The following is a 12,481-nucleotide window of genomic DNA, read 5'->3' on the forward strand; positions in this document are numbered from 1 at the left end:
CGAATGATTCCGGGTGCTGCGACACAGTCACGTTCCCCGGATTCACTCCCTGCGTGCCATTGACATATGTTGCGTCGGGAGCAAAACCAGCGCCGATCGAATCGCGATCCGGGGGAATCGCGGCCGTCACGGCATGAACGTCACTATAGGGAAACTCGATTCGGGCGTCTGTCAACGATTGTCAGATCCGATGCCGCAAGCATGTCGCGTCTTCGCGCCCCTGCCGCGCGAGGCCGCCGCGTCGACGGCAACGGCGGCCATCGAATCGCGCTACAGTGACGGCTTCCGTCCCCGCCCCGCGCACGCCCGTGACCACCCTCCCGCTCTCAGCCGCCCGCTCCCTGCACCTGGCCGCGCAAGGCCTGCTCGCGCCGCCGCGCCGCAAGGCCGTGAAGGCCGACGTGCTGGACGCGATCCGCCGCATGGCGCAGTTGCAGATCGACACCATCCACGTGGTGGCGCGCAGCCCTTACCTGGTGCTGTTCAGCCGCCTCGGCCCCTATGAGCAGCGCTGGCTCGACGAGCACCTGGCCGAGGCCAGCCTGTTCGAATACTGGTCGCACGAGGCCTGCTTCCTGCCGATCGAGAGCTTCGGGCTGATGCGCCACAAGATGCTGAACCCGGCGGGAATGGGCTGGAAATACGCGGCGGACTGGCACGAGCTGCATCGCGAATCGATCGATACGCTGCTCGCGCGCGTGCGCGACACGGGCCCGGTGCGCTCCTCGGACTTCGCGCGCGAGGACGGCGCCAAGGGCTCGGGCTGGTGGGACTGGAAGCCCGAGAAGCGTCACCTGGAGGTGCTGTTCTCGACCGGGCAACTGATGGTGGCCGCGCGCCAGAACTTCCAGCGCATCTACGACGTGCTCGAACGCGTGCTGCCGCATTGGGACGATGCACGCGACCTGCCCGCGCGCGACATGGTGCTGCCGCAACTGCTCGAGCAGACCTGCCGCGCGCTCGGCGTGGTACGCGCCGACTGGGTGGCCGATTACTATCGCCTGCCCAGGCGCGCCTATCGCGACGAACTGCATGCGCTGGCCGACGCGGGCCAGTTGCTGCCGGTGACGGTGGAAGGCTGGAAGGAACAGGTCTTCGTGCATCGCGACCTCGAGCCGCTGCTCGCGCGCGCCGCCGACGGCACGCTGCGCTCCTCGGTCACCACCCTGCTCTCGCCCTTCGACCCGGTGGTGTGGGACCGGCGGCGCGCCTCGGCGCTGTTCGACTTCGACTACACCATCGAGTGCTATACGCCGGCGGACAAGCGCCGCTATGGGTATTTCTGCCTGCCGATCCTGCATCGCGGCCGCCTGGTGGGCCGCGTCGATGCCAAGGCGCATCGCACGCAGGGCGTGTTCGAATTGAAGGCGGTCCACTTCGAGCCGCAGGTGCGGCTCGGCAGCGGGCTAGCCGGCGACGTGGCCCGCGCGATCGGCCGGCTCGCCGATTGGCACGGCACGCCCGAGCTGGCGGTCGGCAACGCGCCGCGCGAGTTGAAGGCCGCGCTCGCGGCGCGCTGAAAAGGCTCGCAGCAGCGAGTCGGCATCACGACGAGTTCCTCGCCGGGCCAGCCTGGCCGATAGGGTCCGCGCCGCTCGCGCGCTCATCGAATCTTCAATCGCGCAGCTTGCGAAAGCGCGGCGTGCCATCTTCCAGCGTGCCGTGGAAGTTGTCCTCGGGACGCGCGCGCAGGCTCGGCTCGTGCGGCCAGACATGCTCGTAGATCACCAGCGCCTCGTCGGTTTCGGAATGACGCGCGACGCCGATCACGCGATAGAGGCCGCCCTTGTAGTGGCGGTGGGTGGCAAGCTGTTCGGCTTGTTGTTCGGTCAGGTCGCTCATGGCGGGCTCCGCGTGCAAAGCGCGTATTGTAGGCGCCCGCGCGCTCAAGCCCGGCGATACACCTCGGGCCGATGCAGCTCCATCCAGCGCTCGGGATGCGCGGGCGCGACGAAGCCCACCGGCGCATAGAGCCCGTGCGCGTCGCTCGTCACCAGCGCGATGCGGCGCAGGCCGCTCACGCGCGGATCGGCGAAGACCTGGTCGATCAGCGTACGCGCATGGCCCTGCCCGCGATGCTCGGGCAGCACGAACACGTCGCAGAGATAGGCGAAGGTGGCCAGGTCGGTGACGAGCCGCGCGAAGCCGACGAAGGTTTCGCCGAGGAAGGCGCCGAAGCAGAGCGAGCCGTCGATCGACTGCTGCACCACCTCGCGCGGGATGCCGAGCGACCAGGGCGCGTGGTCGTGCAGGAAGGCGTGGATCGCGTCGACGTCGAGCTCGCGCTTGTCGGTCGAGATGCGCAGCGCGCCCGGCCGGGTTTCGGGTTGGGACATGGGTCGAATCCTTCGTGGTCCTCGATAGGCGGCAGGCGCCCGGTATACGGCACAGGGGCGCGAGGCAATCCAGCCTCGCGCCCCTGCGTGGTTCCAGAGCGCGCTCAGCGCGCGGCGGCGATCACGTCGGCCACCGCGGCGGTCAGCCGTTTCGCGTAAGGCACGTGCAGGAACTCGTTGGGCCCGTGCGCGTTCGACTTCGGCCCGAGCACGCCGCACACCATGAACTGCGCCTTCGGGAAACCGGCCTGCAGCACGTTCATCAGCGGGATCGTGCCGCCGATGCCCATGAATGCGCAGTCGGCGCCGAAGTGGCGGCGCGAGGCCTCGTCGAGCGAACCCGCCAGCCAGGGCGCGAGCTCGGGCGCGTTCCAGCCGGTGGCGGCGCCCGAATCGGGCTTGAAGGTGACCTTGGCGTTGTAGGGCGGCTCGAGCTCGAGCAGGCGCTTCAGGTCCTGCACGGCCGTGGCGGCGTCGACCAGCGGCGGCAGGCGCAGCGAGAGCTTGAACACCGTCTTCGGGCGCAGCACGTTGCCGGCGTTCTCCAGCGGCGGCAGGCCCGCCGCGCCGGTGACGGCCAGCGAGGGCCGCCAGGTCGAGTTGAGCAGCGCCTCGCGCGGGTCGCTGGTGGTCGGCAGCACCGGGCGGCCGTCCTGGCCGCAGGCCCAGGGCAGGCCCTTCCAGACCTGGTCGCCGAGGATCGCGGCGGTGGCCTCGGCCTCGCGCACGCGGCTCTCGGGAATCTCGCAGTGGAACACGCCCGGCAGCAGGTTGCCGCTGGCCGAATCCTCCAGCCGCTCGAACAACTGCCGCATGATGCGGAAGCTCGACGGCGCGATGCCGCCGCCCATGCCCGAGTGCATGCCCTCCTCCAGCACCTCGACATGCAGCTCGCCCGCCACCGTGCCGCGCAGCGAGGTGGTCAGCCACAGCTGGTCGTAGTTGCCCGCGCCCGAATCGAGGCAGACCACCAGGCCGACCTGGCCGAGCCGGTCGCGCAGCGCGTCGACATAGGGCAGCAGGTCGTAGCTGCCCGATTCCTCGCAGGTCTCGATCAGGCCGACGCAGCGCGGGCGCTCCACGCCCTGGGCGTCGAGCGCGGCCAGCGCGGTGATGCTGGCGTAGATCGCGTAACCGTCGTCGGCGCCGCCGCGGCCATAGAGCTTGCCGTTCTCGTACTTGGGCGTCCACGGGCCCAGGTCGGCGCGCCAGCCGTCGAATTCGGGCTGCTTGTCGAGGTGGCCGTAGAGCAGGATCGTCTCGGTGGTGCCGGAGCGCGTGGCGGGCGCGTCGAAGAAGATCACCGGCGTGCGGCCCGGCAGGCGCACGATTTCCAGCGTGAGCCCGCGCACCGGCTGGCGCTCGGCCCATTGCGCGGCATCGACCACCACGCGCTCGAGCAGGCCGTGCTGCTGCCAGTCGGGATCGTAGGCCGGGCTCTTGGCGGGAATCGCGATGTAGTCGGTCAGTTGGTGGAGGATCTCGTCGTTCCATTTGCGGTCGACGAAATCGGTCAGGCGCGGGTGATCGAGGGCGGTGTCGGCGGTGCTTGTCATGATGGTGCTGGCCGGTGGGGACGAAAAAAAGATGATAGCGCCGATGCGGCCTCGCGCGGCGGGCGATCTCGCGCAAATGCGCGCCGGCGGACGAGGCGGCGGGAAATCGCTTGCGGCTGCGGCGCGGCGCGAGGGGCGTCTGCCGCGGATCTCCCGTTCGACGCAGGAAACACGGCGGCGCACAGGCCCGGCACACCGCTGCGTCGCCCCTTCAGCGCACGTCGAAATCGCGCCGGTACGCGGCGGGGCTGGTGGCCGCGACGCGCCGGAAGTGGCGGCGCAGCGATTCCTCGGAGCCGAAGCCGGCCAATTCGGCCAGTTGCGCCAGCGGCAGCGCCGGGTTCGCCTCCAGCATCTCCTTGGCGAGCCCGACGCGCTCGCGGATCAGCCAGGCATAGGGCGCCAGCCCGGTTGCCTCGCGGAACTGGCGCTGCAGCGTGCGCGGGCTCACCGCCGCGCGCTCGGCCAGGCTCGCCAGCGTGTGCGGCTCGGCCGCGTGCTCGCGCATCCAGTCGATCAGCGGCGCGAGCCGGTCCCGCCCTTCCGGCGCGACCGGGCGCGGCACGAACTGCGCCTGGCCGCCCTCGCGATGCGGCGGCAGTACCAGCCGCTGCGCCACGCGGTTGGCGATCGCGCTGCCGTGGTCACGCCGCACCAGGTGCATCAGCATGTCCAGCCCGGCGGCCGAGCCGGCCGAGGTGACGATCGCGCCCTGGTCGACATAAAGCGCGTCGGGGTTCACCTGCAGCGAGGGATGACGCGCGCGCAGGCGCTCCACATACCGCCAGTGGGTGGTCACGGCCAGGCCGTCGAGCACGCCGGCGGCGGCCAGCACGAACACGCCCGAGCAGATCGAGCAGAGCCGCGCGCCGCGCCGGTGGGCCGCGCGCAGCTTGCGCAGCAGCGCCTCGGGCGGCGCCTCGTCGGGATCGCGCCAGCCGGGGATCACGATCGTGTCGGCGCGATCGAGCATGGCCAGCCGGTAGGGCGCGGCCACCGTGATGCCGCCGGCCGCGCGGATCGGCCCCGGCTCGGCCGCGCAGACCGCGAAGCGATACCAGTCCACCTCCAGCTCCGGGCGCGGCAGCGCGAACAGCTCGACCGTGCAGCCGAATTCGAAGGTGCAGAGGCGATCGTAGGCGAGCGCCACGACGAGATGATCTTTCATGGCGCGATGTTACCGGAACTTGTCGATCGCGCCACTTTCGGGCCGGGCCCGCGATGCCGATACTGGGGACTCGGACACTTATTCCAGAGGAACCCGAAGCATCATGTCCTACGTCACCGAGATCCCCGCAGCCGACAGCGCCGCCGCCCTGGTCCACTTCAGCGACCTGCTCCGATTCGAAACCGATTGCTGGGACGTGCATCACGCGCTCGCTTCGGGCAAGGCCGATTTCGTCCTGCTCGATGTTCGCAGTCCCGAGCAGTTCGCCGCCGGACATATCCGGGGCGCCATCAATCTTCCGCACCGCAAGATCGTCGCGGGGACGCTATCGCATTTTCCAATCGATACGATATTCGTTGTCTATTGTGCCGGCCCGCACTGCAATGGCGCCGCTCGTGCAGCGCAGCGCCTGGCCCGCCTCGGAAGGCCCGTGAAGCTTATGGCAGGCGGGATTACGGGATGGTGCGACGAACATTTCAAATTGGCGACGGATTGAGTGACGGGTCGGTATCATCGCGGTAAACGCAACAATTAGTTGCCGGCACGGGATCCGAAAAAGCGCGACAATCCGTCTCACTGCAGTCGACTTGTCGCACTGCAACACGGAAGGAGAAGTCCCATGAAGATCCTGTTTCAGATTGCCGGGGCAGTTATCGCGATTGCGTTCTACTTTCTGCCGGCGATCATCGCCGACCGTCGCGGCCGCCACGACAAGCTGACCCTCGCGCTGTTCAACGCGCTGTTCGGCTGGACCGGCATCGGCTGGCTGATGACGCTGTACTGGGCCAGCCTGCCGAACCCGGCGCGCAACCTGGCCGGCAACATCGTCCAGACGCGCCGCTCGATCAGCATGCGCAAGTTCTCGAACGGCCTGGTCGATCGCGTGCAGAACCGCGTTGCGCTCCAGCAGGCCTGGATCGAGAAGCAGGATTCCCGCTGAGCCACCGGGCCCTGCCCGAGCGCCAAGCCTGATCCGTCGTACCCGTTGTCGTCGCTTCCGGATTACCCCGCATCACCGACTGCGTAGCCCCGCCCCGCGTCACCTGTGAGCGTCTTCCGCCTGCGTCACCCCGCCCGATCGTTGGTCCCGTCCCGGCGCCTTGCCCCGGATGATCCCGTCTTGCCGGTTTTCGGCCGGACGGGGCGTGGCGGCACCGCCGGCAAGTCTGAAGGCGCCGGCGAACGCGCACGGCATCATTCGCGCGGCGTATGCCGCGCGAATGATGGGAAAACTCGGGAAAGACAGCGGGAAGGAAAAACGGCGGGAAGAAACGACGGAAAAACGCGGCAGGAAACGACTGGCTGACGATTGGCGGACGGCCCGGCGCGCCTCAGAGCGCCACGCCGTTCGACCAGCCGAAGCGCCGCAGGCTGGCGCGGCCCGCCGAGATGGTGGTCGGCTCCAGCACCACCGCCTCCACGGCGAAGCGCTGCTGGCGGAATTCCCCGCTCGCATCGAACCACTGACAGCTCACCCAGGATTCGCCGCCGGCGGCACCGACGAAGGTGACCGTCATGCGCGGCCCGCCGGTCTTGAGCGTCACGACGTCGCCGATGCACGGCGACGCGGCACGGATATCGTTCAGTGATGTCATGGCCCTGGCCTCTCGGAAGTCATGCCGGATCGATTTCCGGCTTGTGTATTTGACGCAGCCTAGCAACGAAAATATTCAGGCACAAGAAGTCTTTTCAGCTTCCTTCATCACCAATCAGAAAATAGCCGATTTCACCTGTCAGCCTTGCCAGTCAAGACTTCGCAGACTGTCCGAAACGCCATTTCCTCCTGTCCGATTTGACGGGTTTTCAGCCGACATTTTCGACTGGGGAAATCATCGGATTTCATTATTTCGTCAAAACCTCATTGCCGAAAATGAATCCCGCAAAGATCGAATGGCGATTGGAATCGGGGAATATCGAAAATGAACCGATCCGGCCGCCCTGGTCGGCCGGTATTGCGGGAAACGGCTCAGGACGCGCTATAGGCGCCGCGCGCGTGCAATTCCGATTCGGTGCGCTCGAGCGCGGCCACCGCCTCGCCGCCCTCCAGCGCCAGCAGTTGCGCCACCAGGCCCTCGGTGAGCGCGTGCGCGGCCACCAGCGAGGGGAAGAACGAGGGGCTGTCGTGGCTGAACAGCAGGGTGAGATCGGCCAGCAGCGCGATCGGCGAGACGCTGCTGTCGGTGATCGCGACCACCCGGCTGCCACGATCGCGCGCGATGGTCGCCACGCGCGTGGCCTCGGCCGAATACGGCGCGAAGCTGACGATCACGGTCACGCTGTGGCGGCCGATCGCGCGCAGCTCCATCTCCAGCGAACCGGCCACGCCGGCCAGCAGCGACACGCTGGGCCGGAACAGCCGGTAGGCATAAACGAAGCCGAACGCGACCGGATAGCAGGAACGGAAGCCCGCCACATGCACGTGCTGCGCCTTGCGGATCAGCTTGGCCGCCTCGAGCATCGCGCGCTCGTTCTGGCCGGCCGTGCCGGCCAGGTTGTGCTGCTGCGCGGCCAGCAGGTCCTGCGCGAGCGCGGCCTTGCCGCCGGGCTTGACCAGCGAACGCGCGCGCTGCGTCATCGGCGCGGGGCGCGTGCGCAGGCGCGCCACGAACAGGTCGCGCAGCTCGTTCCAGCCGGGGAAGCCGAACTGCTGCGCGAGCCGCACCAGCGAGGCCGGCTGCACCTGGGCGCGCTGCGCGAGCTTGCGCATCGACGACACCGCGACCTCGTCGGGATGGTCGAGCAGGAAGGCCGCGCCGACCTGGAATTGCGGGCTCAGCTCGGAAAATTGCGCGCGGATCAGGGACGCGAGTTCGTCGAAATTGGCGGGCATCGTCAGGGCAGCGTGGAGCGGGCGCCCATGGTACACCGGCCCTCGCGGCCCTGCGCGACGGGCGGGAGCCCTCGCGCGCCGGGCTCGCGCCCGCTTCTGCTACATTGCGGCGAGGCCCTGCCCCTTGGTTTCCTTGCCCCTTCATGCCTCGATGCCTGCCCGGCCCGTGCCGGCGCGGGCCCGCCACGATGACCGACGACTTCCGCTGGATCGATGCCCCCCAGGGCCGCCTCTACGCGCAACGCTGGCCGCGCCCCGCCGATGGCGCCGCCACGCCGCCCGCGCCGATCCTGATGCTGCACGACTCGCTCGGCTGCGTCGCCCTGTGGCGCGAATTCCCCGCCGAGCTGGCGCGCGCCACCGGCCGCGACGTGATTGCCTACGACCGCGCAGGCTTCGGCCGCTCGGCGCCGGCGCAAGCGCCGCTGCCGGCCGACTTCATCGCGGCCGAGGCGCGCGACAACCTGCCGGCGCTGCAGCGCGGCTTCGGCTTTGCGGGCTTCGTGGCGCTGGGCCATAGCGTCGGCGGCGCGATGGCCGCCGCCTGCGCGGCCGCGCAGCCCGAGCACTGCGAGGCGCTGGTGACGATCTCCGCGCAGGCCTTCGTCGAGGCACGCACGCTGGCGGGCATTCGAGCGGCCCGCGAGGCGTTCGCGCGGCCGGATCAATTTGAGCGGCTGGCGCGCCATCACGGCGAACGCGCGCGCTGGGTGCTCGATGCCTGGATCGACACCTGGCTCGATCCGGCCTTCGCCGGCTGGACGCTCGACGCGACGCTGGCGCGGGTGCGCTGCCCCGCACTCGTGCTGCACGGCGAGCATGACGAATACGGTTCGCCGCGCCACCCGGCGCGCATCGTCGAGGGCGTGGCGGGGCCGGCGCGCATGATGCTGCTGCCCGGCTGCGCGCATGTTCCGCATCGCGAGGCGAAGCCGGCGGTGCTGGAGGCGCTGCACGGTTTCCTGGGTACGCCGGCACGCTGAGCGCCCGGCCTCGCGGCTTATCCACAGAAAATGTTGGCAAGCTTGTGGATGACCTGCGCATGTCTTTCGCAAGCCATTGAACACACAAGGATTTTTCCCGAATCGCAGGAATCCGGCAGGCCCCGCCGCGATGCGCCCCGGATGCGTGGCTTGTCCACAGTTTTTGTTGGCAAGCTTGTGGATATCCTGCTGGCGAGCCCGCCAAGTCCTTGATTCGATTCGGATCCTTGCCGGCAATGCGTGCTTCGGCAGCGCCGCCATGCCCGGCTGGCGAGAGAAAAGATCAACGAGATCAAGGATCTAGCGTTCGATTGGCGGCCGGCACCGGCATCCTGCCGATGCGGCGCCCACCCTGCTCCATGGCTCGCGCGCGCCGGAAACCTCGGCGACAGCCCCCTCGCCCCGGCGCCCCGGTTGTCCACATTTTTTGTTGGCAAGCTTGTGGACATCCTGCTGTCACATACGACAAGCCCATGATCCGTCGAGGTTTTTTCCCGCGCACCAGGAAAGCGGCAGCGCGCCCGGCGGCCGGCTTGTCCACAATTTCTGTTGGCAAGCTTGTGGATTACCTGCGCACCGGCCACGCAAGCACTTGATCCGACACGGTTTACCGCCGCGCGACAAGGATGCGGCAGCGCGCATCGACGCCAGCCCGGCGTGCCCGCTTCACTGCCCGTAATCGAGCTTGGGATACCAGTCGCCGCCGCGGCCGGCCGGCGTCATGTCGAGCACGGTCCAGATCGGCATCAGGTCGGGCGCGCCGCGCGGATCCTGGCCGGGATCCGACATCTCGCCGCTCATCTCGCCGCCGTAGAAATGCCGGATCGTGCCGTCGCGCCGCGTGAAGACGTTGAGCGCGGGGATATCGCTGTCGCCCTCGCCGATCGCGTGGTAGTCGCGGCTGTATTCGCCCGACAGATCCGTGTAGAGCCGCAGGTCGCGCCAGCCGCGCTCGCGCCGGAACGCGTCGAGACGTGCCCAGGGCGCGCGCGCCACCGCGACCAGCGAGACGCGCTGCCCGATATCGCGCGCCTCGCCGTTCCAGGCGCCCAGCAGCGAGGTGCACATCGGGCAGGGCCGCTGCCAGGTCGGGCCGAACATGTAGCTGTAGACCACCAGCGTGTCGTGCCGCCCGAACAGCTCGGCGAAGCTGCTGCCGCCGCCCTCGCCCTCGAAGCGGTAATCGCGCGTCACCGCGCCGCCGGGCGGCAGCGCGCGACGCTGCTCGGCCACCCGCTCGATCCGGCGGCGCAGCTCGATCTCCTCGGCCAGCAGGGCGTTGCGCGCCTCGCGATAGGCCGCGCTCTCGTTCGGGTAGCTGCAGCGGTTGAGGGCCGCCAGTTCGGCGGCGGGGATCAGCGGCTGGCTCGGGTTCATGCTCGTCTCCTTGGCAATCGTGGATCGCGGCGGCGGCGGGGGCGGCAGGCAGTTGGCCCGGGCTTCGGGCCGCCGCCGTGCGCCGCATGGCCGCCGCGCGGGATTCAATCGGCGTCGGGCGCGCCGAGCGGGAACAGCTTGCGATAGGGCCGCGCCTCGTCCACCGCACGCGCGAACGAGGGCCGCGCCAGCAGCCGCTCGCGGTAGGCGATCACGTGGCGAAAGCCGCGGTCGATGCGGTGCGTCCAGTCGGCATAGAACAGGAAGGGCGCGGCGCCGCAGTCGGCGAGGCTGAAGCCCTCGCCGGCCGCCCAGCTTCGCTCCGCCATGTGGCCGTCGAGCCAGGCATAGGCGGTCTCGAGCTGCGCGCGCGCCTCGGCCACGCCATAGGCATCGCGCTCGCCTTCGGGCCGCAGGGCATTGGCGACGATGCGCTGGGCCGGCGTGGACAGGTAGTTGTCGAAGAAGCGGTCGAGCGCGCGCACCTCGAGCGCGGCCACCGGATCGGCCGGCAGCAGCCTCACCGGGCCCGGATGATGGAGCCCCAGGTGCTCGATGATGATGGTGGCCTCGGCCACGCTGCGCCCGGCGTCGACCAGCAGCGGCATCCGCTTCAGCGGCCAGCGCGCGGCGAACTCGGCGTAATGCCCGGGATGCTCGCCCGACAGCTCGCGCAAGCTGAACGGGGTGGCGTTCTCGTAGAGCGCGACCAGCACCTTCTGGCAATACGAGGAAAAGGGATGCGCGTAGAGCGTCAATGACATCGCGACTTCCTCCTGGGAATCGACGACAACGGATGGAAAAACGGCAACGCGCGGCAAATACGGCAAATACGGCAAACGCGGCGAGCGGCACCCGGCGACACGGCAAGGCGACGGCCCGGCACCCGCGCCGCCACCTGGCCACTAGCCATCGCGCCGCCGCGCTGCAGGCGCCGACGCTCAGGACGGCTGGCGCACGCACTGCTCCATGCCCTCGCGGATCTGCTCGGGCGTGAGGTCCTGGCGATGGGTGGCGACCGACCAGCGATGGCCGAAGGGATCCTCCACCTGGCCGTAGCGATCGCCCCAGAACATGTCGGCGGGCGGCATGACCAGCTTCGCGCCGGCCTCGACCGCGCGCGCCACCACCGCGTCGGCGTCCTCCACGTAGAGATGCAGGATCACCGGCGAGCCCTTCAGCGCCCGCGGGCCGAGCGCGCCGCAGCCGGCCATCTCGTCGACCAGCATCAGCGTCGAATCGCCGATGCGCACGGCCGCGTGCATCAGCTTGCCGTCGGGCCCCGGCAGGCGCGTCAGCTCGGTGGCGCCGAACGCGGCGCCATAGAACGCGATCGCATCGGCCGCGCCGTTGCAGATCAGGTGGGGGGTGAGGGTATGCATGCCTTCGGGGATCGGTTTCACGGCGGCGGACATGATGTCGGCTCCTTGAGTGGGTGCGTCGGCGACGCGTCGGGGCGAGCGGCGCGTTCGGCGCGCTCTCCTTCCCACGACGCGCGACGGCGGCCGGAATCGACATCGCGGCGAAAAAATTTCCAGCCGCGCCAACGAGGCTTCGCCGGGACAAATCCGACGAAGCCCGAGTTATCCACAGTTTTTGTTGGCAAACCTGTGGATATCACTGAAAGCCAATCGCCAAGCCCTTGATCGTAATGATTTTTTTTCGTCGATACCTGGGACGCCCAGCAAAGCGACAAACGCAGGCAGTGCTTGTCAACACGGGAGGTGGGCAAGCTTGTGGATATCGGCCTGACAGCGCGCCGAAGTGCTTGATCCCGCGGCATTTTTTTAGCGTGCCCGATTAGCGGGCAGGGCCGCCGGGCGGCGGCCCCGGTCCGGACGCGATGCCCGCTCGATGCCGCTCAGGGCCGCTCGGGCGCGGCCATCAGCTCGTTGACCTTGTCACGCAGCGCCTCGTAGCCGGAGCGCGCGTGCTCGGGCAGGTCCGGGTCGCCGATCAGCGCGCCGAGCGTCTCGACCAGGCTGAAGGCGAGCCCCTTGGCGGCGCCCGTCGCGATCGACTGCGACCTGATCGAATCCTGCAGATGGCCGACCGCCGCCTCCATCTGCTCGAGTTGCGATTGGCGGCCCTCGTCGGGCGTGGGTTGCTGGCTCATGATCTCGCTCTCCTGTACTGCTGCGAGGCGGTGCCGGCGGCACTGCCTCGCGTTCCCGCCGGCCAGCCGGCCGGCGCCGATGCGGCGGGCGCCGCGCCGGCTCGGCACCGGCGAC

16 protein-coding genes are annotated in these 12,481 nt (G+C 69.2%); 5 read left to right on the forward strand and 11 right to left on the reverse strand.

Annotated elements, in window-relative coordinates; genetic code table 11:
* Positions 1–308: 308 nt before the first annotated feature.
* The gene (locus tag F3J18_RS22690; protein ID WP_025097556.1) at positions 309–1,520 is read left to right on the forward strand and encodes a crosslink repair DNA glycosylase YcaQ family protein; all 1,212 of its coding nucleotides are present in this window, start codon (positions 309–311) and stop codon (positions 1,518–1,520) included.
* A 94-nt stretch (positions 1,521–1,614) separates the two neighbouring features.
* Here the strand turns inward: F3J18_RS22690 and F3J18_RS22695 are convergent, their stop codons facing one another.
* The 4 genes from F3J18_RS22695 to ftrA all read right to left on the reverse strand — a co-directional run bounded on the left by F3J18_RS22695 (position 1,615) and on the right by ftrA (position 5,060).
* Entirely contained in the window at positions 1,615–1,833 is a 219-nt protein-coding gene (locus F3J18_RS22695) for a DUF1653 domain-containing protein (protein ID WP_025097557.1), read from the reverse strand.
* Positions 1,834–1,886: 53 nt separating this feature from the next.
* Positions 1,887–2,336: a GNAT family N-acetyltransferase gene (locus F3J18_RS22700; protein ID WP_025097558.1), complete on the reverse strand. Its 450-nt coding sequence runs from the start codon at positions 2,334–2,336 to the stop codon at positions 1,887–1,889.
* A 104-nt stretch (positions 2,337–2,440) separates the two neighbouring features.
* Positions 2,441–3,892 carry a M20 family metallopeptidase gene (locus tag F3J18_RS22705; protein WP_025097559.1) on the reverse strand — a complete coding sequence of 484 codons (1,452 nt, stop codon included), beginning with the start codon at positions 3,890–3,892 and terminating at the stop codon, positions 2,441–2,443.
* A gap of 211 nt (positions 3,893–4,103) precedes the next feature.
* Complete coding sequence (ftrA, locus tag F3J18_RS22710) at positions 4,104–5,060, reverse strand: transcriptional regulator FtrA (protein ID WP_166914347.1); 957 nt, start codon at positions 5,058–5,060, stop codon at positions 4,104–4,106.
* Between the two features lie 103 nt (positions 5,061–5,163).
* Between ftrA and F3J18_RS22715 the strand changes: the two genes are divergently transcribed.
* Together F3J18_RS22715 and F3J18_RS22720 are read left to right on the forward strand one after the other, a co-directional pair.
* Positions 5,164–5,556, forward strand: coding sequence for a rhodanese-like domain-containing protein (locus F3J18_RS22715; protein ID WP_025097561.1), 393 nt, complete (start codon positions 5,164–5,166; stop codon positions 5,554–5,556).
* A 123-nt stretch (positions 5,557–5,679) separates the two neighbouring features.
* Positions 5,680–6,000: a superinfection immunity protein gene (locus tag F3J18_RS22720; protein WP_025097562.1), complete on the forward strand. Its 321-nt coding sequence runs from the start codon at positions 5,680–5,682 to the stop codon at positions 5,998–6,000.
* A 391-nt stretch (positions 6,001–6,391) separates the two neighbouring features.
* Here the strand turns inward: F3J18_RS22720 and F3J18_RS22725 are convergent, their stop codons facing one another.
* On the reverse strand, positions 6,392–6,655 hold the full coding sequence (locus tag F3J18_RS22725) for a YodC family protein (protein ID WP_017919805.1): 264 nt from the start codon (positions 6,653–6,655) through the stop codon (positions 6,392–6,394).
* Between F3J18_RS22725 and F3J18_RS22730 the strand changes: the two genes are divergently transcribed.
* Positions 6,654–6,983, forward strand: a complete 330-nt coding sequence (locus F3J18_RS22730) for a hypothetical protein (protein WP_166914349.1) — start codon at positions 6,654–6,656, stop codon at positions 6,981–6,983. The two genes, F3J18_RS22725 and F3J18_RS22730, sit on opposite strands and share 2 nt — an antisense overlap.
* A gap of 43 nt (positions 6,984–7,026) precedes the next feature.
* Here the strand turns inward: F3J18_RS22730 and F3J18_RS22735 are convergent, their stop codons facing one another.
* Positions 7,027–7,890, reverse strand: coding sequence for a MurR/RpiR family transcriptional regulator (locus F3J18_RS22735; RefSeq protein ID WP_025097563.1), 864 nt, complete (start codon positions 7,888–7,890; stop codon positions 7,027–7,029).
* A 188-nt stretch (positions 7,891–8,078) separates the two neighbouring features.
* On the opposite strand from F3J18_RS22735, the gene F3J18_RS22740 reads away from it, so the two are divergent.
* On the forward strand, positions 8,079–8,873 hold the full coding sequence (locus F3J18_RS22740; protein WP_166914351.1) for an alpha/beta fold hydrolase: 795 nt from the start codon (positions 8,079–8,081) through the stop codon (positions 8,871–8,873).
* Between the two features lie 666 nt (positions 8,874–9,539).
* On the opposite strand, the gene F3J18_RS22745 is transcribed toward F3J18_RS22740, so the two are convergent.
* The 5 genes from F3J18_RS22745 to F3J18_RS22765 all read right to left on the reverse strand — a co-directional run bounded on the left by F3J18_RS22745 (position 9,540) and on the right by F3J18_RS22765 (position 12,366).
* Positions 9,540–10,250 carry a DUF899 family protein gene (locus tag F3J18_RS22745; protein WP_166914353.1) on the reverse strand — a complete coding sequence of 237 codons (711 nt, stop codon included), beginning with the start codon at positions 10,248–10,250 and terminating at the stop codon, positions 9,540–9,542.
* Between the two features lie 104 nt (positions 10,251–10,354).
* A complete protein-coding gene (locus F3J18_RS22750; protein WP_166914355.1) occupies positions 10,355–11,014 on the reverse strand; it encodes a glutathione S-transferase family protein in 660 nt (219 codons plus the stop codon).
* Between the two features lie 177 nt (positions 11,015–11,191).
* Positions 11,192–11,665: a VOC family protein gene (locus F3J18_RS22755; RefSeq protein ID WP_036055619.1), complete on the reverse strand. Its 474-nt coding sequence runs from the start codon at positions 11,663–11,665 to the stop codon at positions 11,192–11,194.
* Entirely contained in the window at positions 11,650–11,982 is a 333-nt protein-coding gene (locus F3J18_RS22760) for a hypothetical protein (RefSeq protein ID WP_166914357.1), read from the reverse strand. The genes F3J18_RS22755 and F3J18_RS22760 overlap by 16 nt, the downstream gene beginning before the upstream one ends.
* Before the next feature lie 129 nt (positions 11,983–12,111).
* Complete coding sequence (locus F3J18_RS22765) at positions 12,112–12,366, reverse strand: hypothetical protein (RefSeq protein ID WP_166914359.1); 255 nt, start codon at positions 12,364–12,366, stop codon at positions 12,112–12,114.
* Positions 12,367–12,481: the final 115 nt, after the last annotated feature.

It is taken from the genome of Burkholderia sp. Ax-1720 (genome assembly GCF_011753035.1).
GTDB classification, from domain to species: Bacteria; Pseudomonadota; Gammaproteobacteria; order Burkholderiales; family Burkholderiaceae; genus Burkholderia; species Burkholderia gladioli.